The following is a 21,819-nucleotide window of genomic DNA, read 5'->3' on the forward strand; positions in this document are numbered from 1 at the left end:
TGCTTACGCTTTTTTATTTATTCATAAAGGCATTTAACTGATCGATAGTTGGCAGCCCCTCATTATCGCCCATGACACTGACCTGTATAGCCCCAATGGCATTTGCTCGGTCACTGGCTTCTTTTAAAGAAAGACCTTCGAGTACAGCACTGATCATTCCTACCGCAAAGCCATCCCCGGCACCAACGGTATCAACAACTTTTTCGACTTTATAGCCAGGCTGTATGAAACATTCCTGATCACTTTTTATGAAAGCACCATCGCTACCTAATTTAATAATCACTTTTTTGATTCCCATCTGATGATAATAATCTGCAATTCTATTAGGATCATCACTTCCCATTAGAGTTTTAGCTTCGCTGATTCCCGGCAGAATCATATCGGCATAAGCGGCAATTTCATGAATAGTTTCAATCATCACTTTTTCACTAGTCCATAAAAGCGGACGTAGATTAGGGTCAAAGGAAATCTTTAAACCGCTTGATTTAGCTTTTTTAACAAGCCGCATAGTCGCTTCACGACAGTTTTCACTTAATGCACATGGAATACCCGTTACATGAAGCAGATCGTATTGGTCTAAGTTTAATGTATCTATAATACTTGGATTCATTTGGGAAAAGGCAGATCCTTTGCGATAATAAGCAATTTCCGGATCTCCTTTTTCAACAATGTTTTTCATCATCATTCCCGTTTTATAAATAGGATCGTAACTAATCATTGAAGTATCAATATTTTCTTCAATTAATTTTTGACTAATACCATGACCTAAAGGATCTTCTCCTAATCTTGTCAGGTAAGTGACTTTATGACCTAGACGAACGAGTCCGATTCCAACATTAATTTCCGCCCCGGCTAAACTACGCTCAAATTTTTTAACTTCATCTAATGAACCATATTCCGTTGCGGTAAAAAGAGCCATGGGTTCCCCAAATAATAATATCTTTGCCATTATTTCACCTTCTTATCTATCAAATGACAAGCCATGCCGCCAATTTCTTCTTTAAGATAAATAAAGGTAATCTGTCCTTTTTCATTTTTACGGACTGTCTCATAATCAAAAGTATAGCCCGCCTTTTCAAGGAAAAAGATCGCTCTTTGAACATTAGCGGTTGAAAAACCTAAATGCCCGTTAGTTCCCGGTGAACCTGCTGGCATTACTTCTAAACGATCAACAAATATAGAAGCCGGCTTCTTGTCCAATGGCGTACCTAAAAACTGGCTGAAACGATGTGCCACCTGTGAACTGGACTGATCCTTTGGACTATTAATACCTACATGATGAAATTGAATATCCAGCATTTTTAAAACCGCAAGTTGAGTTAATTCAGCAATCTCATCAAAGCGTTTTTCCTTTACTAAAGCATCTGGCACCATCCATGTTCCACCACAAGCAATTATTTTATCAAACTCTAAATAACTATTTAAATTATCAGGGTTAATCCCGCCTGTAGGCATAAATTTTAGCTGTCCATAAGGTGCTGACATAGCTTTAATGCTTTTTAAGCCACCGCTTGCTTCAGCAGGAAAGAATTTAACGACATCTAAACCAAATTCAATCGCTTTTTCCATATCACTTGGACACGATGTTCCTGGTATTATAGGATAATTTTTTTCTAAACAATAAAGGACAGTATTAGGGTTAAAGCCCGGTGAGATAATAAATTCACTGCCTGCTTCAATCGCTTCATCAACTTGCTTACTATTTAAAACAGTTCCGGCACCAATCAGCATATCGGGACAAGCCTGTTTCATTGCTTTAATGGCCTCAGCAGCGCAATCCGTTCTAAATGTCACTTCCGCTACAGGTAATCCCCCTTGACACAGAGCTTTTGCTAAAGGGACAGCGTCTTCTAGTCTTTCTATTTTAATAACGGGGACAATCCCGTACTTTGCTAGTTTTTCAACAATTGGATACATGATGTTTCCTCCTTATATCATTCGTCCGCCATTCATCGGTGAATCGGCTAAACGGGTATAGATGGATAAGATTCCATCCTTATATTTAGCTGGCTTTGGCTTCCATTTATTTTTTCTTTCAGCTAGTATTTTTTCAATAGTTTCAGGGCTTTCCTCTTTTCCATTAATTCCAATTATAGCGAGTATACGCTTTTCAACATCAATGTGGATTAAATCGTTTTCCTCAACCAATGCGATAGGACCCCCTGTTTGCGCTTCTGGTGAAACATGACCGATAACAGGTCCTTTACTTGCTCCAGAAAAACGACCATCTGTGATTAAAGCAATGCTGGCTGCTAATTTGGGATCTGAACTGATTGCTTCTGAAGTGTAAAACATTTCCGGCATTCCGCTGCCTTTAGGTCCTTCATAACGAATAAACACGGCATCACCTGGCTGTATGCGTTTATGAATAATCGCATCAATGGCTTCTTCTTCACTATCAAATGGACGTGCTTTTAATGTTGCTTTCATCATCTCTTTTGGACAAGCTGAATGTTTGATCACGGAACCATCCGGTGCCAAATTTCCTTCTAATATCGCAATCGTACCATCTGTTCCGATCGCATGGTCAAAATCACGAATAACATCTGTGCGTTTTAATCCGGTCTTATCAAGATAACCCTGACATTTTTCATAGTAACCATTTTGTTTTAATTCATCTAAGTTTTCACCTAATGTTTTCCCTGTCACTGTCATTACATCTAAATGCAGCTGATTTCTGATTTCTTCCATGACTGCCGGAACACCGCCAGCATAATAGAAATATTCCGCAGGCCATTTCCCAGCAGGACGAATATCTAATAAATAATGGGCTCCACGATGCAGTTTATCAAATTTTCTTGCATCCAGATCAATTCCGAATTCCTTTGCAATGGCAGGAATATGAAGCAACGTATTTGTACTTCCGGATATTGCTGCATGAACCATAATGGCATTTTCAAAGGATTTCATAGTGACAATTTCTCTTGGTGTTAAATTTTTTTTAGCTAGTTCAACAATCTGTTCCCCCGCTTTTTTAGAGATTGTCTTTAAATCTTCACATGTCGCAGGCATTAAAGCACTTCCTGGCAGCATTAAACCCAGTGCCTCCGCCATAATCTGCATAGTAGATGCCGTTCCCATGAATGAACAGGCTCCACAGCTTGGACACGCGTGATGTTTATAGTATTCAAATTTTTCTTTAGTAATTTCACCACGTAAATACATCGCACTGTATTTACCGATTTGCTCTAAGGTAAGAAGATCCGGACCAGCCTCCATAACTCCACCAGTAACAAAAATGCAAGGAATGTTAATACGGCCTGCTGCCATTAAATGAGAGGGTACCCCTTTATCACAGCTGCAGACAAACATTGCCCCATCAAATGGTGTAGCATTAGCATGGATTTCCGCCATACCGGCAATCATATCACGATGAGCTAGTGAATAGTTGATACCATCATGCCCCTGCGCCTGTCCATCACAAATATCCGTAGTAAAATATTTAGCTGCCTTTCCTCCAACTTGATTGACTCCCTTTTCAGCTTCTAAGACCAATTCAAATAAGTGAGCACTTCCGGGATGGCTGTCTCCATAAGTGCTTTCAATCATAATTTGCGGTTTAGACAAATCTTCTATGCTCCAACCCATACCAATTCTTAATGGGTCCATTTCGGGAGCAATTTTCCTAATCTCCTGACTTCTCATTATTCTCCTCCTAGACATATGACGTCTTATCTGCTATTATTGTATCATGGAGCTGATATTTGTCAATCGGCAGATGAAAAATAACGATGAATTGAAATAAGGTGAGAAGATGGATAAAATAACAAGAAACAAACCGTTAGCACAAATAGCGGCAGATCATATTGTGGATTATATTATGAATGGGACCGTAAAAAAAGGCGAACGTCTTCCAAGTGAGGGAGAATTAATGGAAATGCTTGGAGTTGGCAGAGGAACGATTCGTGAAGCTATCAAGATATTGGCATCTTTACACGTGGTAGAGATCCGCAGAGGGGTAGGGACATTTGTTTGTGAAAATATGGGGGTAAGTGAAGATCCTTTAGGTTTTCAGTATATTGAAGATAAATACAAGATTGTCTTAGATACTCTTGAATTACGCATGCTAATTGAACCTAGCTTAGCAGCAAAAGCGGCTAAGAATGCAACCCAGCAGCAAATTAGTGAAATCGGTCGCTTATGTGATTTAGTAGAAGAAAAGATTAACAATAAAGAAGACTATTTGAATGAAGATCGATTGTTTCATACTAAAATAGCTGAAAGTTCAGATAATTTAGTGATTTCTAATCTCTTACCTATAATCCATGGATCCATCGCATTATTAATGGAAACAAATAAGAAGGCTCTAACTAAGGAAACCGTGGTTACTCATCGTAAAATATATGAAGCAATCAAGGCACATGATGAAAAAGAAGCCTATCAGGCAATGGACGAACATCTGCGCCTTAATTTTAAGTCTATTTCTAAATAAATGAGTTTAAGGGTTGCTTAACCTTTTTTTTTATAGGTATTATATTAATAGATAATTAGACAATCATCTAAATAAGAAAGGTGGGAGAAATATGAATAATATTTTTAAAGCATTAAGTGACCCAACCCGACGTCAGATTCTGGAACTTTTAAAGGAACAGTCATTGAATGCCGGAGAGATAGCAGAATATTTTGATATTACCAAACCCTCTATTTCTCACCATTTGTCGATATTAAAAAACTGTGATTTAATTACTGATGAAAGACAAGGTCAAAATATCGTATATTCTTTGAATAGTACTATCTTTCAAGATGTGATAAAATGGTTTTACGATTTCATGGGGAGGGATCAAAATGAATAGAAGTAGATTGTTTATTCTGATTGCTGGAATTTCATTTATTATATCCTTAGTGATTATATTGAAATTGCCAGCTATTGTACCTATTCATTGGAATGCATCAGGAGAGATTGATGGATATGGTTCAAAATGGACATTGCTTTTTCTTTCGGCAATGCCATTGATCATTTACTTTGGGATGGGACTTACTCGAAAAATTGATCCTAAGAAAGCTAAGATTGATAAAAGACCGGAAGTCTATGAATTTTTTAGAGTGCTGACCAGCAGTATCTTTATTGTTTTAAATGCAGTGATTTTGGTTGGAACATGTAATTTGGGAATTGATATCTCGATGATTGTTCCATTTGTAATTGGGGTTATGCTGATTGTAATGGGGAATTATATGCCGCGTATTCCTCAGAACTATTTTTTAGGGTTCAGAATCCCTTGGGCTTTAGATAATGAAAAGGTGTGGATTCGTACCCAAAGAATGGGCGGATTGGCTATGGTAATTTCCGGTATAGTGACGATTATCGCAGGATTCATGCGTGGAGATATAGCATATATTATTATGCTGGGAGTGACAGCAGGATCTATTTTATGGGCAACGATAGATTCATATATTTATTTTAAAAGAGTGACTAAGAAAGAGCATGAAGAATAAAAAACATTGACATTGTCAAGTTTATTTAAACAATCACTTGACAAAATGAAAGAAAATTATATATAATCAAACACGTAGAAATAAAAGCGATGAAGAGAAGAGTAGCTTATGACGCTAAAAAAGAGAGTCCTAGAGGGTGTGAATGGATATTAGCTAGTAGAGTGAAAAAAGCCTTGGAGCTGCATAAGGAACCATATTGGGGATAATATGCCGGATGTTCACGTTACGAACTAGACTATGTTTGTAGTCAACAAGGTTAATATGGTGACATATTAATAAATTAGGGTGGTACCGCGAATCAACTCTCGCCCCTATGAGATTTCATAGGACGAGAGTTTTTATATTTTAGGAGGAAATTATGGAAAGAGAATTTAGTGAACAAGAATTAGTACGCCGTGAAAAGGCGAAGGCATTGGCTGAAGCTGGAATTGATCCATTCGGTCAAAGATTTGATATTACTCATTTTTCAAGTCAGATCAAAGAGGAATTTGCTGGCAGAACACATGAAGAATTAGAAGAAATGGCTGTCCCTGTTAAAGTGGCAGGAAGAATCATGACAAAGCGTCGTAAAGGCAAAGTATGCTTTATGCATATTCAAGACAGAGATGGGCAAATCCAGATCTATGTTAGAAAAGACGTTATTGGTGAAGAAAATTATGAAATCGTGATCAAGAGTGATATTGGTGATATTGTTGGGATTGAAGGAACTGTCTTCGTTACCAATACTGGTGAATTATCTGTAAAGGCTGGTCAATTTATTCATTTAACGAAAGCATTGCGTCCTTTACCGGAAAAATATCATGGATTAAGTGATGTCGAAGAAAGATATAGAAGAAGATATGTAGATTTAATTATGAATGAAGAAGCAAGAAAAATTGCGTTTGCAAGACCAAAGATTATTCGTTCTATTCAGCATTTCTTAGATTCTAAAGGATATGTGGAAGTGGAAACCCCGGTATTGAACCCAATTTTAGGTGGTGCGGCTGCCAGACCGTTTACTACTCATCATAATGCTTTAGATATGAATTTCTATTTAAGAATCGCAACCGAATTATCATTAAAGAGATTGATTGTCGGAGGAATGGATGCGGTTTATGAAATCGGACGTTTATTCAGAAATGAAGGGATGGACAGAACACATAATCCTGAATTTACAACAATCGAGGTGTATAAAGCGTTCAGTGACCTTGAGGGAATGATGGATTTAACAGAAGGAATTATTTCTAATGCTGCCATGGAAGTGTGTGGTACATATGAATTAGAGTATAAAGGTCATCAGATTTCTTTAGCTCCGGGATTTAAGCGTATTTCAATGACTGAAGCGATCAAGGAGAAAACTGGAATTGATTTTGCTGAAGAATTAACTTTTGATCAAGCTAAGACATTTGCAGAGGAACATCATATTGAAGTGGAACCTCATTTTGGCTATGGTCATATTGTGAATGCCTTCTTTGAAAAATATGTAGAAGAAACAATTGTGGAACCTACTTTTGTTTATGGGCATCCGATTGAAATTTCTCCATTGGCTAAGAAGAATATGCAGGATCCACGCTTTACACAACGTTTTGAGTTGTTTATTTGTGGTAATGAATATGCGAATGCTTTTACTGAATTAAATGATCCAATTGATCAGTATGAGAGATTCTCAAATCAGTTGAAGGAAAAAGAGCTAGGTAATGATGAAGCCAACGAAATGGATTTAGATTATGTAGAGGCTTTAGAGTATGGACTACCTCCAACTGGTGGTATGGGTATGGGGATTGATAGATTGGTTATGTTGTTAACTGGACAAGAATCTATCAGAGAGGTTATTTTATTCCCACATATGAAAAATAAGTAGAACCTTATACAACCTATGTACAATAGGCATACAACAAAAAAAGCACGATAAAATCAATGTATTTGACCGTATATACCCTTTGTACAATCGTAAATAAAAGTCATGAATTTTTGCGTGATTTTCCGTGAAAATTCCGTGAGAATGAAGCAGATTTCTTAGATGATATCTGCTTTTTTATTAGAAAAATAATTGAAGAATAGATTTAATTGTTGATGTAAAGTTTCTATGATACAATAAAAATAGAAAGGGTCTCATAAATTAGAATTTACAGAGGAGGTCATTATTATGGCAAAAACAGCTTGGATATTTTCGTATAAACTTAAAAAGAATGTTAGTGAGGAACAATTTATTGAGTTAACACAGAAATTACATGATGAAGTAATTTCTAAAGCAAAGGGGTTTATTTCTTGGGAGCATTACTTACAAGATAAGACATGGACTGACTTTGTTCTTTGGGAAACAAAAGAAGATGCGAATAATGCAACAACAATAGGACAGGGAAAAGAAGTAACTGCAAACTTCTATGCGTGTATTCAAATGAATACTTGTAGAGCGTTGATTTCAGAGTTCGTAAAGAAATATTAATATTTTAAATAAAGATATAACTTCAAATTTATCAGTCTTTCAAACTGTAATTTGTGGAGGTAATAATGGTTAAAGAAGATTGTTCGTGTAAAAAGAAAAGTTGTGAACAGCACGTTAATTGTGATGCTTGTAAAGCATATCACGCAGAGTCTAAACGAAAGCGCTCATGTGAAAGAGACAAGGATACTTTTCTTTCGATTAAGCATTGAACTGATTAAATCAACAACTTTCAGCTTGTGCTGTTGGCAAATTAGAATACATGAGGGAGGATTAGATATGAAATTTCCTTTCTATGATGCACCAAACACAGCAACCATAATCTGCTGTCATGCAATGAATGGCGAAGAACCTATTTTATTTGTATCACATGATGAAGATGACGGTATGTGGCAATTCTTATGTGGCAAAACACATGAAACAGATGATGCAAAATTAGTATCACTGGAGTTTGTTTTTAAGTTAGACAATTCAATCGGAGCTTTGATAGATATGTCTTGTGGTTATTATGCGATAAGAGAAAAGCAAGAGGATAATTGGATGATTAGGAAATGTTAAATTAGAATTTGTGGAGGATACAAAATGAAAAAATATGAATACAAGTTTATTGAAGTTCCTGTTGTTTTTGAGAAGAAAGGCATAATAAACATTGTTCATAAAGGCGATACCTTTGAGGAGTGTAAATTAGTTATAAACAAAGAAGCGGTAAACGGCTGGAGATTAAAACAAGTTGTAGTCCCTTTTAATGAAAAATCAGGAGTATATGGTGCAAATTGTTATCAAGTGATATTTGAAAAAGAACTAGATTGATTGTTTCGCTAATTTAATTTAAAAAGTGGATACAAAAGATAACTTCCAGTTTGATGAATAAAATTCTAGGAGAGTAAAGATAAGAGAATGGTTAAAATAGAATAAATACTACATAACAAAATTATTCTTAATTGTAATAAGTACAATCATACTTATTTTTTTATATATTGATATAAATATAGAATGGGAAGTAGCAAATTTTTTCAAATATTAATTATAGAATTTATTATTAATTATGGCGACTATTTTATAATTAAGATTTTGTAGGAAAAGAATAATATTACTAAACACAGCGAAACTTTATTGGTTATTTTAACGCTATACTAAAAATTAGTATCCTTACTGTAATGATTAGGATTAGAAATAATTTTTTCTTTGGAAATCAAAGTGTAAACAGTTTTATAAAAGAAGTATATCAAAATAGTAATACATGAATAAGTCATATATTACTATTTTTTATATAATGAATCATTTAGAACGCTCAGCAGATTAATATCCCTAAACCATGATTAAGAGGAATGCTTCTCTGCTATCAGTTTCCTTATCATGGCTATTTCTTGTTTATGCCCTTCATTATCGAGAGGAGTCTCAATATAAAAAGGGATATGTTGAAGTTTGGGATGGGTTAGAACCTTAAGTATGGACTCTAATCCAATGGAACCATTTCCAATATAAGTATGCCGATCTTTCAATGAATGAAACGGAGTCAAACTATCATTAAGATGGATAGCTTTTAATCTTCTTAAATCTAGGATTGTATCAAACTCTTCAAGTATCTGATCAATATTTCTAATATCATAGCCAGCGGAGTATACATGACAAAGATCTAAGCAAATACCAACCTTTTGCGGGTGTTCTAATCCATCAAGAATCCTTTTTAAATGTTCAAAGCGATACCCAACCTCCGTTCCTTTCCCGCTCATTGTTTCTAATAAAATATGAATGTCTTCATTACCTGTGATAATTATATTAAGACCTTGAATTATATTGTTTATGCCTTGCTCTACGCCTAATCCAACATGACTGCCGGGATGAAGGACAAACATTTCAATGTTTAATTGTTGCATTCTTTGAATATCTTCTTGAATGACATTACATGCAAAAGTAAATATTTTTTCATTAGAACTAGCAAGATTAACGGTATATGGAGCATGTGCCAGCAAAGGACCAAAATGATTCTTTATTCTGATTTCTTGAAAATCATTTATTTCTTTTTGTGAGTATTTTTTATAATTAGATCCCCGCGGGTTACGACTAAAAAACTGCATAGTATTAGCCTTGATATCAACAACATCTTGTGCAGCTTTGGCTAATCCTTTTGCTATAAACATGTGTGGTCCAATAATCAGCATAGTATCTCCTTATCTATTATCATGATAATATCATTATCCCCCTTAAGACTATTAGATATGCACTAGATTTTCATAGAAGGGTTAAAAATAAATTCAAAGAAACTTAAATCTAGATAATAATAGAACCATTATTTCGTCAGGAAAAGAACATTTCCATGTTTAAAAAGGAATAAATTATTTGTAAATATAAAGTTAGAGATTGACAAAGAAAGATACCCTAAATATCTAAGCTCTATCTTAAGTTCATATAATGTATTTTAATTATTATTTGACAGATATTCACTAAAATGAGTATTAAAACTGATGTTACTACCTAAAACAAGAGAAAATAAAGGTGCTTTGATAATAATGCGTTAATTGCTGTAATGGATTTGAGAGAAGAAAATTTAAAATAAGTGACTAAAACACATAGTATTCATGATGACACTAAGACCGAACTAAATGATGTAAAATACAATTTGATGGTATAATTCAAGAACACTGTTGTATAGGGATAAAAGTGATAAAATCGGCACACAAAGAAAAAGTTGCAGAATCTCATAAATGAGGTAAAATGCAGTGATTGTCATGGCAAAAGGTTGAGTGAAACAAGCCTTAACTGTAAGATTCGTGGTTTTTTCGTTGCTGACATGTATGGTTTAGAACTTACGCAGCTGTGAGAGGTCTTATCTGAAATATCTGATCCTACAGTCAATATTTTAATTCAGACCTTGATAGAGAGGTTTGATCGTATGATTGACATCTATCTTTATTTGAATCGAAAAACGCCTACACTTTCCGGTGGTGAACGGCAAAGAATAAAGCTCGCTAAAAAATTGAAAAAGAAAAGCAGTATTATTATCATGGATGAACCCACAACAGGACTGCACATGTCAGATATTCAAAATATATTAAGACTGTTTGATTCGATTGTATCTCATGGCAATACACTTATCGTTATAGAGCATAATTTAGAAGTAATGAAACAAGCTGACTGGATCATTGATATTGGACCTGACGGTGGCAAAAATGGCGGCGAGGTAGTGTTCGTGGGAACCCCGACTGATATGATAAAAAATTCTGAAACACTGACTGCTGACAGTTTGAGAGCGGCTTGTTCACAATAACTATTGAATAAGAAATCTTATTCTTCAAACTATTTTTATCGTATCTTAATTTCAAAATTAAGACAAGGAGAGCAAACAAATCTCCTTTTTTAGATATGTAGATAAAATTTATTGAGACAAGAAGCACTATAGTGTAAAATGAACACAAAAGAGCGTGGCTCATAAAAGAATATAGAGTGAGGTAAATGAATGAATAGAAAATATCCTAAAGTGACAATTTCAAAAGAAGGAGAAAAATGGCTTAATCAAGGACAGATGTGGATGTACAAAAATAATGTGGTGGATTTAGATGATACGATTGAAAATGGAACATTAGTTGATATTATGACTACCAGTGATCGTTATTTAGGAACCGGTTTTTTATCTAAACAAAGCCATATTACAGTGCGTATTCTAGCTATTGATCTTAATGAAACCTTTGGAAGGGACTTTTTTAAAAAGAGAATACAATTTGCCTATGACTTTCGTAAGACTTTAGAATCAGAAAATATGACGAATTGCCGATTAATTTTTGGTGAAGCGGATCAATTACCAGGATTAACGGTTGATCGCTACAATGATATTTTAGTGACTCAAATTAGTTCTTATGGGCTGGATAAAATAAAAGATATGCTGTATGAGGTACTGCTTGAGGTATTAAGAGAAGATGGGCAGGATATAAAGGGAATCTATGAAAGAAATGATATCAATGTACGTTCCAAAGAAGGGCTTCCATTAGAAAAAGGATATTGGCGAGGAACTAATTTACCGACTACGACAGTCATCAATGAAAATGGAATAAAGTTGAATGTGGATGTGGAGAATGGTCAAAAAACAGGTTACTTCCTAGATCAAAAAGAAAACCGTGTTTTACTAAGAAAGATGGCTCATGGAAAAAAGGTATTAGATTGTTTTACGCATACAGGCGGGTTTGCTTTGAATGCGGCTTATGGAAACGCTAAAGAAGTTGTTGCTGTTGACTTGTCGCAGACAGCATTAGATCAGGCATATGAAAATGCAGTGCTTAATCACTTAGAAAATAAGATTCAGTTTGTACAGGCAGATGTTTTTAAATATTTAGATGAATGTAAGACAGGACAATATGATATTATTGTGTTAGATCCGCCCGCTTTCACTAAATCTAGAAGAACAATTGATCATGCCTATAATGGATATAAGAAAATTAATATGAAAGCGATGAGACTACTTGGAAGAGGGGGCTACCTTATTACTTGCAGCTGTTCACGCTTTATGGAAACGGCAAATTTCGAAAAGATGCTAAGGGAATCTGCTCATGAGGTGGGAGTTACATTAAAACAAGTTTCAGTTACTCAGCAGAATCATGACCATCCTATTTTATGGACGATGGAGGAAACGTCTTATCTTAAATTCTATATTTTCCAAATCATTTAGAGGAACTAAATATATAGTAGGGGGTTCAGGTGAGAAAAGATAAATAGTGGCATATGTATCCATATGTCATTTTTATTTTGAAAAGAGAAGGAAGAAAAAGAAATCTATTGTATAGGTAGAGTCAGTGCATTATATGAGGTTAAAATAGTGAGGTGAAAAGTTTATATTTATTTAGATTTACATGGAGAATATTCTATTTTCAAAGATATAAAGGAGCATATTGATTCAAGAAAAGATAAAGACTTAGATTTATTGGGGAATTACTGTGGTTATGACAAGGCAACGTATCTTTATTAAAATATCAGTAAGGATTAACTAATACTTAGCGTAATATTACCTGTCTAATACTCAGCTATGAGGAGATATTTTTAAATTATGTCTAGCCTAAAGAAGAGAGGTAATTCTTTGTTGTCATGACTGTTATCTTTAAAAAGACATGTAGAAATATCTGCCGATGCATACAAATTAGTGGGAGTAAGACGTAATAAATATATTACTTGCGATATGTGGGAAATTTATTCTGTTGAACACATCTGTAACTAAAAAAAGAAGAAATCTAATCTAAATCAACCTAGAATATCTAACTATTTGGGTTAGTTTAAATTTCTTCTTCTAAATGTGATGCGGGTTTATTTGAAAATATTAAGTAATTCCCGTATATTTTCAATTCTGTAATCAGGCTTGATACTTTCATCCATGGGAATAGGGGAATGATCACGATTAACCCAAATGGCTTTTAACCCATATTTTTTAGGAGCAACCACTTCCCAAAGGTAATGATCGCCTACCATACAGGCTTCACAAGCATTTGCATTACAGGCATTTAAAACATTATCGTAAGCTTGTTTTTCAGGTTTTCCAATCCCTTGTTCGCCATCGATGAAGATAAAATCCAATGATTTTTCTAAATCAAAGCGTACTAGTTTTTCTCGCTGTGTCAGAGCATCTCCGTTTGTCAACAGTGCCAGTATATATCCTCTGTCTCTTAAAGTTTGTAGGGTTGGATGAACATCATCAAAGACATAGACAGCTTCATGCTTGCATTCTGCATAATGCATGACTAGAAATTCAATTGCTTCTGAATTATTTATCTTTAAATTATAAAAAGCTTTTTGAATAATACTTCGTCTAAGCTCATCAAAGGAAAAATTTCCTCTTGGTCTTTTTGCCTCATCTTCCCAGATACTGTTGTTTACTTTATAAATTTCATCCGATAATACTAAGGCATCACAATGGGTTGGAAAATGCTTTACCATTTCAGTACATGTCAGATCCCATGCTTTTTTTGTTACTCCTCCATAGTTTATCAGTGTGTTATCTAGATCAAAAATAATCAGTTTTATATCTTTTATCATTTTAGTGTTCTCCTAATTTTATATTCTTTGATACAAACATTCCGACATGAGAGGTCAACTTGAAATGTTCAAATCTTTGTTGATATTGTTTTAAATAATCATACAGTTTATCCTGCTTTTTATATAAGGGCTCTAATCCTGAGCCCAGCCCTTTGCTGCTTAGTAAGAAATGATAATATTCGTCTAAATCTGTGATTTGGTAGATTTCTTTTCTTTCATACAGCTGAATATCATTAAAATAATGGGCTAGTTTTTCTTTTCCATTTTCATAGCCGAATTTTTGATACAAAATAGGCTGATCAAATGAGATCTTTTTATCAAATTTAGAAAGCAAAGCATCTCGTTCTTTCATCATTTCTTTTCCAATAGTAGAACAATAAAATAATCCATCGATTTTTAACACACGGCATATTTCGTTTAATGTTGAGGATAAATCTTCAAAATACATTAACACATGATTGGCTATAACGATATCGAATTGATGATCACTATATAAAAGGTGGTAACAATCCGCAATCTCGTAAGCTTTGATTTGTTTTATATGCTTTAAATTCTGTTGACTTTCCTTTACCATGCTTTCGGAAAGATCGGTAAGTGTTATTTCAACATCGTTAGGAATTTTATCTGCGTTTGATAGCCAGAAACTGCCATCTCCACAGCCAATTTCCAGTATTTTTGCTTGAGGTGTAAATGAATAATGACTGAACATCCATTGATGATAATTATCATGAAATTGGGTATGATGCTGATGAAATTTAATGCGTGTCTGTAACCCTGCAGGTGTTTGAAACTGTAATTGCAGATTAGAAGCATTCTGAATTCTTAAAAATTCTCTATAGATATCTTGATTTCCCATACCATTATTTTGTTTCAGTCTTTCGATAAGACCAAGCATAGTTTTAATATTGGTCATTTGAATATTCAATAAGTCTTGCTGCATAATCAATTGATCTTCGATTTCTCTGTTAGAAAGAATCTCTTTTATTTCCATTAAAGTGTAATTTGCTTTTTTAAGTAATTGAATGGTCTGCATTTTAATCAGATTACTGTCATCTAAATATTTTATTCCATTAATTAATTCATCCTGCAATAGACCAAGAGATTCATAATATCTCAAGGTTCTAATGGTTGACTGACTGATTTTTGAAAATTCTCGGTAAGTTAATTTTGACATCTCTTTTCATCTCCTACATTGATTCTACAGTGGAACGTACCGTGCCTGTCAATAAGAATTATAGAAAAAGCAGAACGGCAATAATACTGTCCTGCTTAGCTTATATAATTATTTAAAACAAATTAGCTTTCTTCATCTTCAAAACAATCTCGGATACGATGCAGATAATCAAGTTGGCTTAATTCTCCACGTTCAAACTCAGTGGTGATCTGACCATCTTTTAAGTAAAAGAAACGACTTGAATAGCTTGCCACCAAGAGATCATGTGTTACAAGTAAAATTGTTAGGTTTAAACGTTTATTTAACTTTTGCAGTATTTTAAGCAGTTCATGAGCATTCTTTTGATCTAAATTCCCGGTTGGTTCATCAGCGACAATTAATTTTGGATTAGTGATTAATGCTCGGGCTACAGCTATGCGCTGCTTTTGACCACGTGAACACTGATCTGCCATTTTATCAAGCTGATCTTCAATATGCAGTAGGTAGGCAATATCTTGAACACGATGTCTTATTTCTTCTTTATCAACATTATTTACAAGCAAGGGTGTTGCAATATTTTTAAATACACTTAGACGCTCATTTAAATAGAAATCTTGGAAAATAAAGCCTAGATGTTCATGCCTGAAGTCTGCTAATCCAATTAATCCTAATTTACCCACACTGATATTATTAATGATGACAGATCCGGTAGTGGGTGCATCGATTGTAGATAATAAATTGAGAAGTGTTGTTTTTCCGCTTCCTGAAGGACCCATAATACACACAAATTCACCACTGTAGATTTTTAAGTCAATGCCTTTGATGACATCATGGCGATTGGTTCGGTATAAGCCAAATGATTTTGTAAGATGACGTGCTTCTAAAATAATATCTTTTTGTGAACTCATGATAAGGCACCTTCTTTCATTAATAATCGTTTGCGATAACAATAGGTTGCAATTAATGAGATGATTGTACATAATACACTAAAGCAAAGAAGGCTCAATCCCATAGATACTGGCATAAATGATAAATTCGTTACGATCATCATTCCGCCAAAAATAATAGGAGAAATAATCATCATAATAAATAGGATAAATAATTCTAAACGATTAATTTTATTTAACTGTTTACGTTGAAAACCAAGATAGTAGAGTGTTCTAAATTGCTGCATCTGATTAGGTGTTTCAATAAGATTACGATAAAACAAGGCAAGATTCATTAATACAATGATAATAAAGTAACTCATACATAAGATAGAAAATATTTTTGTATCGTTCATCGTTTCGATCATAAATGCCATTAAAAAGGTCATCGCTATAAAGGTAATACAGATGTAACCGCATAATGAAATAATTAAATCTGAAGCTCGTCCGATGGCAATCATACTTTCTTTTTTGTTTACGCAGAATTTAGTTCTAATAAGCAGGAATACTTTAGACAAGGCTTTTTTTATAATTTTATTTAATGCGATTGCCCCTAGTCCACACATAAAGCATAGTGCGCGGCTTTGACCTGAAACAGTAGTTACTCCATATATTGCCGCAGCATATAGAAGCCACCAAACAATCTTAGGCATACGTATATGAGAGACAGGTAATGGCTTACTGTTTTTAGATGGACCACTTAATAAATCAATAAGTTCACTTTGATAAGCGAAGCCGACAGCCGCAATAGCTAGTGTTACGATTACAATGCCAATTACCATTAAACTGGAGACAACCGCTTCGCTGGAAATATAGAAAAGGGGAATCACCGCACTGGTAGTCAAACTTATAATACCATTAAAAATAGGATTCATTATAATAAATAATACAATACCAAGGGGTATAGCTTTAATCAACACCAGCGTAATCTGCATTAAGAAGTACACACTGATCCTGACAAGGTTTACACCGGAAAGATGCAGTATAGCAATTTCCTTGTTTTTTTGTTTAAGAAAAGTATTTGAAATGACATACATTAATCCACCGATTGCTAAGATCATTATTAATCCCACTGTCATAACAAAAAGGTTGGCATTATTTTCGGAAAAGAATGATCCACCAATGCTTACAACTTTGTAGGAATCATTGTTCATATAATTAAAGAATAAGAGTACAGAAGAAGAACAAAAAGCCAAAATAAACATGTATACATAATTCTTTTTCTTATCTAACATGAAATTTTCTTTAGAAAAATTAAATAAATCTCTCATAATAACGCCTCCATATCCGGAACAATTGCATTAAAGAGCAGCTTGTAGAATGCTTCATTAGTGAGATCTTCCTTATTATAAATATGCTGAAAACGTCCATCGACTAAGTAATAAACTTTATTAGCATAGCTTGCACAAAGCGGATCATGCGTTACCATTAAAATAGTTGTTCCTTGTTTATTAATCATAGTAAATTGATCTAACAGCTGACGTGTGTTGACACTGTCAAGATTACCGGTTGGTTCATCAGCGACAATGATTCTCGGTTGATCAAGCAAAGCACGAAGAATAGAAGCACGCTGATTTTGTCCGCTCGAGCATTCTCTTGGATAATGATAGAGCACTTGATCGATGTCAAGGATTTTGGCTAAATGATGAATCTGTTCCATAGTTTTTTTCTTTTGACGGATAGGATGTTTAATAATAATATTTTCAAATAAAGTGATGGAATCAATCAATTGATGTTCCTGAAAAATATAGCCAAGTTCAGTTTGTCGAAACTGACTCAAAGCGGCTTCATCCAAATCTGTTGACCTTTTACCGTTGATCATCACTTCACCGGAAGTAGGATAATCAATCGTTGAAATAAGATTGATTAATGTACTTTTACCACTTCCCGATGGTCCCATAATGCAAATAAAGTCACCAACATCAATTTTTAAATTAAGTTGGTCAATTGCCATAAACGGCTTAGGACCATTTAAATCATAAACTTTTGTCACCTCCTGCAAGGTGATAATATTATTTTTCATAAAATCTCCTCCCCAATTAATATGAAATAAATTAATGAAAATTATTTTTATTATTTATATACTTATATATTATTACAATAAGCAGATAATCGCAACTGTCTATTCAAAAATTGAAAACTTTTCTTTTTGTTATATATATAATTATAGATTCTTACTGCGAATAAAATACTGCTTTAAAGATTTTCTGCTGAAATGGAGCAGCCAATTTTTCACGTCATACAGATTAGAATAAAATAAATTACATACTTATTTAGAATAGAACTTTTATATATTATTTTTCATCTTTAATATAAATAAAAATGATCTATCGAAAGATAGATCACTACATATTCATTTTCATAATTTTTTGGATAATAAAATTTCTTCTCTTGATTTTCTTGGTCTTGGTTTAGGTGTTTCCGCCGGATATCCGATTGCAACAGCAGAAATTAAATGCAGATGATCACATCCGAGATATTTAGAAATAGCTCTTTCGTTAAACCAAATATCTCCGATCCATACAGAACCTAAGCCAAGATTTACACATTCAAGGCAGATATGTTCTATTGCAGCTCCCGTTGATAGAAGATCAGAAGCAAACCATTCTTCTTCATAGACTTGAAAAACAGCGATTAAAAGCGGTGCCCTTTTGATTATCTCCGCTGAATATTTTACGGTATTGACATAACCAAATATTTCTTTGCTTTCCTTATTGGAAGATTCCATCATCATATCTGCAACTTTGTTTTTTTCCTGTCCTTTTAGAATCATGAAACTCCAAGGTTGTCTGTTTTTTGCAGATTGACATAAGCGTGCACAATCAATTAACTGGTCGACCTTATCTTGCTCAACCTCTTGTAAAGTAAAGTGACGAATACTTCTTCGGTTTTGAATAACTTCATTAAATTCCATCTGTAATCCTCCTTTTAAAATTAGATTTAATTTTATTTTAAAAGGTTTATCACTGCTTGTCCTGTCTTAAATTGCGCATTCTTGTCTGTTTATTGATCTAATTATTATTCTTTGTTAAGCTATTGAAAAAATTATATTGTTTATTTTTAAGTGCCAGCACAAGTTCCTTGTTGTTATTAATGGGAACATCTATTTCAAATAATTTACAGCCAACGCTTTCAAAACCGTGGCAATCACTGCCGCAAATGTACTGTAAAAATGGATAGTCTTCTTGATGGTCTAAAGCCCATTGTTTTAAATCATCATTATAGTTGTTGTGAAAAGGGGTGTAATTAAATTCATAGCCATCTAAGACATCAGCGCCTTTTATCTCACATGGTTTTCTTAAAGGATGTGCCTGAAAAATAACACCACCTTCATGATGCACAATTTCTGCAACACTTTCTAAGCTTTCATTAAAAATAGTAGGATATTTAATAATGAAAGCTTCATCAATTCCATAAATTAGATAGTCATTAGGATGTGAGGCAAGATTAAGTTCCATCCCTAAAAATACCTTGATCGAAGATTCTTCCGCCTGTTTTAAAGCATTCCGATACCCTTTAAGATAATTGTTCTTTAGATCATCTTTAAAACGTTCATAAGTATTTTTTGAATAATGATTCGTAATCACAACTCCGTCTGCACCAAATTCTTGATAGGCTTTAATAACATCTTTGGCTTTTTCCCTTGCACAGGAACTTCCTTCACTGGTATGTGTATGCAATTCGATTTTCATATATTAGACCTCCTTGTCGTATTTCATTTAGTATAGCTTTGAAACAACAAGCAGTCAATATTCAAGAAGGATAAACAGTTTAAATGAATGCTGATACGAATAGTTATAATAAGCACAATTTGACAGTAGCAATATAGAAAAATCGAATTATTTCAGGTTATGAAAATAAAGCGTCTTAATCATCTGTTCAGCGTATACTTATTTTATAACATTCGTCATATTATAACGAAAGAAGCGGAGGTGATTGTTTGGCGAGAATAAATGAACTCAAACTTAGTAATATTCAAGAGATAAGAGAGTGCTTTTACAATGTTCAAGTATGGACTAAAAATGAATTGTCCGAAGAAACTGGACAATCTTTAGCGGGGATTACAAATATTCTTCATGACCTGATAGAAAAGAAAGAAATTGAATATATTGGAGAAGCGGAATCTACGGGGGGCAGAAAATCAAAACAGTATATTCTTAATAAAGATTATTATCATATGGGTATGATCATTTTAAAACGCGATCAAGATCAGTATCAGTTTATTGGCAGAACGATAGATCTGATGGGAACAACCCTTCATGAAGAAAAATTGGTAAGTAAAATAGGCAATTTAGAAGAATTAAACGATATAGTAGATCAGATGATGGCAAAGGATAGAAGTCTCTCTCTTTTAGTTCTCAGTATACCGGGAATTTGTCAGGATGGAAAAATAGATATCTGTGATTTTGAACAGCTGAATGGCTGTCATTTAGGTGAAACATTAAAGCAACGCTATGGAGTGGACTATGTCATCGAAAATGATGTGAACATTGCCTGTATTGGTTTATCCTATATGTATCCTAAGAGCCCACATCTAGCATTTATCTATCAGCCCTCAGCAGTCTATGTAGGGTGTGGTATGATGATTGATCATAAATTATATAATGGCTTCTCACATTTTGCCGGAGAATTGCGCTATCTGCCGTTTTATACGCACTCTCAGCAGGATCAATTATTAAAAGAAAATCCGCAGTTACTGCTGACTAAGCAAATAATGACACTATGTTGTGTATTTAATCCGGAAATAATCGGGGTTTGCAGTGATGTTGTAGAATCTGTTGAGCTCTTAGACAGCGGCAGTGAAATACCGAAGCACCATTATCCACAGATCGTTCAAATTAAAGAGATGAATGAAATGATTTGGAAAGGGCTCTATAGTATAGCGATCAGAAATTTAAAAGAGAACAAGGGGAAAAAATAATGAATAAATTTATTGATTTACACATGCACAGCATGTACAGTGATGACGGCGAGTTTATACCTGCTCAATTGGTTGACAAATGTCATGCTGCCGGAATTACAATAATGGCAATCGCTGATCATAATAGTGTCAAAGGTATTGATGAGGCAAAGAAAGCTGCAGAAGAATACGGTATGCATTATATTCATGCGATTGAAATTGATTGTACTTATAATGGCATTAATCTACATGTTTTAGGATACGGGATTGATCATAAAAATCCAATCTTCAGCAAACTGGAAGAAAATATTTTGAAACAGGAATTATCATGCAGTGAGGAAAAGTTAAAACTTACAAACCAGCTTGGCTTTGAACTGGATAAGAGTCAGTTAGACAAATTAAGTGCAAATGGTGTCTATACTGGGGAAATGTTTGCCGAAGCATTGTTGAATGATTCTCGTTATCAGGATCATCCATTATTAAAACCATACAGAGAAAATGGACAAAGAAGCGATAATCCTTATGTGAATTTTTATTGGGATTACTATGCTCAAGGAAAGCCTTGCTATACGGAAGTATTATTTCCATCATTAAAAGAAACTATCAAAATTATCAATGACAATGGCGGGATTGCTGTATTGGCTCACCCGGGAAATAATTTAAAAGGACAATTTGAAGTTTTCGATGAAATGGTAAAAATCGGACTTCAGGGCGTAGAAGCATTCAGCAATTATCATGATGAAGCCACCGTAAATTACTTCCTGCAAAAGGGGAGAGAGCATCAAATGCTGATCACCTGTGGCAGTGATTATCATGGAAAAACAAAACCGGCGATTGAACTTGGAGAAACACGCTGCCATATTGATGAACATGAGATTGAAGCGCAATTAAAAGAATATCATTTGATTTAAATAGACGAACAATTATTCAACAAAAGATGATAGAATATATCTAATAATATATTTTCTAT

At 34.1% G+C, this 21,819-nt stretch carries 22 protein-coding genes and 1 other annotated feature; of the genes, 11 read left to right on the plus strand and 11 right to left on the minus strand.

Annotated features, from left to right (window positions below; genetic code table 11):
- Nucleotides 1–13: 13 nt before the first annotated feature.
- Genes ACLRVU_RS12035 through ilvD form a run of 3 tightly spaced genes read right to left on the minus strand, consistent with a single transcriptional unit; the run spans nt 14 to nt 3,645 of the window.
- The gene (locus ACLRVU_RS12035) at nt 14–949 is read right to left on the minus strand and encodes a sugar kinase (RefSeq protein ID WP_147551048.1); all 936 of its coding nucleotides are present in this window, start codon (nt 947–949) and stop codon (nt 14–16) included.
- Nucleotides 949–1,917 carry a bifunctional 4-hydroxy-2-oxoglutarate aldolase/2-dehydro-3-deoxy-phosphogluconate aldolase gene (locus tag ACLRVU_RS12040; protein ID WP_147551050.1) on the minus strand — a complete coding sequence of 323 codons (969 nt, stop codon included), beginning with the start codon at nt 1,915–1,917 and terminating at the stop codon, nt 949–951. The genes ACLRVU_RS12035 and ACLRVU_RS12040 overlap by 1 nt, the downstream gene beginning before the upstream one ends.
- Before the next feature lie 12 nt (nt 1,918–1,929).
- On the minus strand, nt 1,930–3,645 hold the full coding sequence (ilvD, locus tag ACLRVU_RS12045; RefSeq protein ID WP_147551052.1) for a dihydroxy-acid dehydratase: 1,716 nt from the start codon (nt 3,643–3,645) through the stop codon (nt 1,930–1,932).
- Nucleotides 3,646–3,754: 109 nt separating this feature from the next.
- Between ilvD and ACLRVU_RS12050 the strand changes: the two genes are divergently transcribed.
- The 7 genes from ACLRVU_RS12050 (at nt 3,755) to ACLRVU_RS12080 (ending at nt 8,665) form a co-directional block, all read left to right on the plus strand.
- The gene (locus ACLRVU_RS12050) at nt 3,755–4,432 is read left to right on the plus strand and encodes a FadR/GntR family transcriptional regulator (RefSeq protein WP_147551054.1); all 678 of its coding nucleotides are present in this window, start codon (nt 3,755–3,757) and stop codon (nt 4,430–4,432) included.
- A gap of 91 nt (nt 4,433–4,523) precedes the next feature.
- Nucleotides 4,524–4,793, plus strand: coding sequence for an autorepressor SdpR family transcription factor (locus ACLRVU_RS12055; protein ID WP_147551056.1), 270 nt, complete (start codon nt 4,524–4,526; stop codon nt 4,791–4,793).
- Complete coding sequence (locus ACLRVU_RS12060) at nt 4,786–5,433, plus strand: DUF1648 domain-containing protein (RefSeq protein WP_147551058.1); 648 nt, start codon at nt 4,786–4,788, stop codon at nt 5,431–5,433. The genes ACLRVU_RS12055 and ACLRVU_RS12060 overlap by 8 nt, the downstream gene beginning before the upstream one ends.
- A gap of 80 nt (nt 5,434–5,513) precedes the next feature.
- Nucleotides 5,514–5,749: a binding site (T-box leader), on the plus strand.
- Nucleotides 5,750–5,788: 39 nt separating this feature from the next.
- Entirely contained in the window at nt 5,789–7,273 is a 1,485-nt protein-coding gene (lysS, locus tag ACLRVU_RS12065; protein WP_147551060.1) for a lysine--tRNA ligase, read from the plus strand.
- A gap of 285 nt (nt 7,274–7,558) precedes the next feature.
- Nucleotides 7,559–7,858, plus strand: coding sequence for a hypothetical protein (locus ACLRVU_RS12070; protein WP_147551062.1), 300 nt, complete (start codon nt 7,559–7,561; stop codon nt 7,856–7,858).
- A gap of 276 nt (nt 7,859–8,134) precedes the next feature.
- A complete protein-coding gene (locus ACLRVU_RS12075) occupies nt 8,135–8,413 on the plus strand; it encodes a hypothetical protein (RefSeq protein WP_147551064.1) in 279 nt (92 codons plus the stop codon).
- A gap of 24 nt (nt 8,414–8,437) precedes the next feature.
- Nucleotides 8,438–8,665, plus strand: coding sequence for a DUF4177 domain-containing protein (locus ACLRVU_RS12080; RefSeq protein WP_147551066.1), 228 nt, complete (start codon nt 8,438–8,440; stop codon nt 8,663–8,665).
- Nucleotides 8,666–9,174: 509 nt separating this feature from the next.
- Here ACLRVU_RS12080 and ACLRVU_RS12085 read toward each other — a convergent pair.
- Nucleotides 9,175–10,017: a deoxyribonuclease IV gene (locus ACLRVU_RS12085; protein ID WP_147551068.1), complete on the minus strand. Its 843-nt coding sequence runs from the start codon at nt 10,015–10,017 to the stop codon at nt 9,175–9,177.
- Nucleotides 10,018–10,727: 710 nt separating this feature from the next.
- Between ACLRVU_RS12085 and ACLRVU_RS12090 the strand changes: the two genes are divergently transcribed.
- A complete protein-coding gene (locus ACLRVU_RS12090) occupies nt 10,728–11,123 on the plus strand; it encodes an ATP-binding cassette domain-containing protein (protein ID WP_412096882.1) in 396 nt (131 codons plus the stop codon).
- A 189-nt stretch (nt 11,124–11,312) separates the two neighbouring features.
- On the plus strand, nt 11,313–12,515 hold the full coding sequence (locus ACLRVU_RS12095; RefSeq protein WP_147551070.1) for a class I SAM-dependent rRNA methyltransferase: 1,203 nt from the start codon (nt 11,313–11,315) through the stop codon (nt 12,513–12,515).
- A 629-nt stretch (nt 12,516–13,144) separates the two neighbouring features.
- On the opposite strand, the gene ACLRVU_RS12100 is transcribed toward ACLRVU_RS12095, so the two are convergent.
- The 7 genes from ACLRVU_RS12100 to ACLRVU_RS12130 all read right to left on the minus strand — a co-directional run bounded on the left by ACLRVU_RS12100 (nt 13,145) and on the right by ACLRVU_RS12130 (nt 19,641).
- Nucleotides 13,145–13,870, minus strand: coding sequence for an HAD family hydrolase (locus ACLRVU_RS12100; protein ID WP_147551073.1), 726 nt, complete (start codon nt 13,868–13,870; stop codon nt 13,145–13,147).
- A gap of 1 nt (nt 13,871) precedes the next feature.
- Nucleotides 13,872–15,044, minus strand: coding sequence for a methyltransferase domain-containing protein (locus ACLRVU_RS12105; protein WP_147551075.1), 1,173 nt, complete (start codon nt 15,042–15,044; stop codon nt 13,872–13,874).
- A gap of 122 nt (nt 15,045–15,166) precedes the next feature.
- A complete protein-coding gene (locus tag ACLRVU_RS12110) occupies nt 15,167–15,931 on the minus strand; it encodes an ABC transporter ATP-binding protein (protein WP_147551077.1) in 765 nt (254 codons plus the stop codon).
- Nucleotides 15,928–17,220, minus strand: coding sequence for a hypothetical protein (locus ACLRVU_RS12115; RefSeq protein WP_147551078.1), 1,293 nt, complete (start codon nt 17,218–17,220; stop codon nt 15,928–15,930). Before ACLRVU_RS12115 ends, ACLRVU_RS12110 begins: the two co-directional genes overlap by 4 nt.
- Complete coding sequence (locus ACLRVU_RS12120; protein WP_412892038.1) at nt 17,217–17,972, minus strand: ABC transporter ATP-binding protein; 756 nt, start codon at nt 17,970–17,972, stop codon at nt 17,217–17,219. The genes ACLRVU_RS12115 and ACLRVU_RS12120 overlap by 4 nt, the downstream gene beginning before the upstream one ends.
- Before the next feature lie 336 nt (nt 17,973–18,308).
- Nucleotides 18,309–18,863, minus strand: a complete 555-nt coding sequence (locus tag ACLRVU_RS12125) for a nitroreductase family protein (protein ID WP_412892039.1) — start codon at nt 18,861–18,863, stop codon at nt 18,309–18,311.
- Between the two features lie 97 nt (nt 18,864–18,960).
- Entirely contained in the window at nt 18,961–19,641 is a 681-nt protein-coding gene (locus ACLRVU_RS12130; protein WP_412892040.1) for a PHP domain-containing protein, read from the minus strand.
- 248 nt (nt 19,642–19,889) lie between these two features.
- Here ACLRVU_RS12130 and ACLRVU_RS12135 point away from each other — a divergent pair, with 248 nt between their 5' ends.
- Together ACLRVU_RS12135 and ACLRVU_RS12140 are read left to right on the plus strand one after the other, a co-directional pair.
- A complete protein-coding gene (locus ACLRVU_RS12135) occupies nt 19,890–20,870 on the plus strand; it encodes an ROK family protein (protein ID WP_412892041.1) in 981 nt (326 codons plus the stop codon).
- Entirely contained in the window at nt 20,870–21,760 is an 891-nt protein-coding gene (locus ACLRVU_RS12140) for a PHP domain-containing protein (protein WP_412892042.1), read from the plus strand. The genes ACLRVU_RS12135 and ACLRVU_RS12140 overlap by 1 nt, the downstream gene beginning before the upstream one ends.
- Nucleotides 21,761–21,819 lie beyond the last annotated feature (59 nt).

The organism is Beduini sp., from assembly GCF_047239305.1.
Lineage (GTDB): Bacteria > Bacillota_I > Bacilli_A > Erysipelotrichales > Coprobacillaceae > Beduini.

Excerpts from the sequence above, each read along its gene's own strand:
- ACLRVU_RS12035 (WP_147551048.1), bottom strand. The coding sequence starts at position 949 with ATGGCAAAGATATTATTATTTGGGGAACCCATGGCTCTTTTTACCGCA.
- ACLRVU_RS12040 (WP_147551050.1), bottom strand. The coding sequence starts at position 1,917 with ATGTATCCAATTGTTGAAAAACTAGCAAAGTACGGGATTGTCCCCGTT.
- ilvD (WP_147551052.1), bottom strand. The coding sequence starts at position 3,645 with ATGAGAAGTCAGGAGATTAGGAAAATTGCTCCCGAAATGGACCCATTA.
- ACLRVU_RS12050 (WP_147551054.1), top strand. The coding sequence starts at position 3,755 with ATGGATAAAATAACAAGAAACAAACCGTTAGCACAAATAGCGGCAGAT.
- ACLRVU_RS12055 (WP_147551056.1), top strand. The coding sequence starts at position 4,524 with ATGAATAATATTTTTAAAGCATTAAGTGACCCAACCCGACGTCAGATT.
- ACLRVU_RS12060 (WP_147551058.1), top strand. The coding sequence starts at position 4,786 with ATGAATAGAAGTAGATTGTTTATTCTGATTGCTGGAATTTCATTTATT.
- ACLRVU_RS12070 (WP_147551062.1), top strand. The coding sequence starts at position 7,559 with ATGGCAAAAACAGCTTGGATATTTTCGTATAAACTTAAAAAGAATGTT.
- ACLRVU_RS12075 (WP_147551064.1), top strand. The coding sequence starts at position 8,135 with ATGAAATTTCCTTTCTATGATGCACCAAACACAGCAACCATAATCTGC.
- ACLRVU_RS12080 (WP_147551066.1), top strand. The coding sequence starts at position 8,438 with ATGAAAAAATATGAATACAAGTTTATTGAAGTTCCTGTTGTTTTTGAG.
- ACLRVU_RS12085 (WP_147551068.1), bottom strand. The coding sequence starts at position 10,017 with ATGCTGATTATTGGACCACACATGTTTATAGCAAAAGGATTAGCCAAA.
- ACLRVU_RS12095 (WP_147551070.1), top strand. The coding sequence starts at position 11,313 with ATGAATAGAAAATATCCTAAAGTGACAATTTCAAAAGAAGGAGAAAAA.
- ACLRVU_RS12100 (WP_147551073.1), bottom strand. The coding sequence starts at position 13,870 with ATGATAAAAGATATAAAACTGATTATTTTTGATCTAGATAACACACTG.
- ACLRVU_RS12105 (WP_147551075.1), bottom strand. The coding sequence starts at position 15,044 with ATGTCAAAATTAACTTACCGAGAATTTTCAAAAATCAGTCAGTCAACC.
- ACLRVU_RS12110 (WP_147551077.1), bottom strand. The coding sequence starts at position 15,931 with ATGAGTTCACAAAAAGATATTATTTTAGAAGCACGTCATCTTACAAAA.
- ACLRVU_RS12115 (WP_147551078.1), bottom strand. The coding sequence starts at position 17,220 with ATGAGAGATTTATTTAATTTTTCTAAAGAAAATTTCATGTTAGATAAG.
- ACLRVU_RS12120 (WP_412892038.1), bottom strand. The coding sequence starts at position 17,972 with ATGAAAAATAATATTATCACCTTGCAGGAGGTGACAAAAGTTTATGAT.
- ACLRVU_RS12125 (WP_412892039.1), bottom strand. The coding sequence starts at position 18,863 with ATGGAATTTAATGAAGTTATTCAAAACCGAAGAAGTATTCGTCACTTT.
- ACLRVU_RS12130 (WP_412892040.1), bottom strand. The coding sequence starts at position 19,641 with ATGAAAATCGAATTGCATACACATACCAGTGAAGGAAGTTCCTGTGCA.
- ACLRVU_RS12140 (WP_412892042.1), top strand. The coding sequence starts at position 20,870 with ATGAATAAATTTATTGATTTACACATGCACAGCATGTACAGTGATGAC.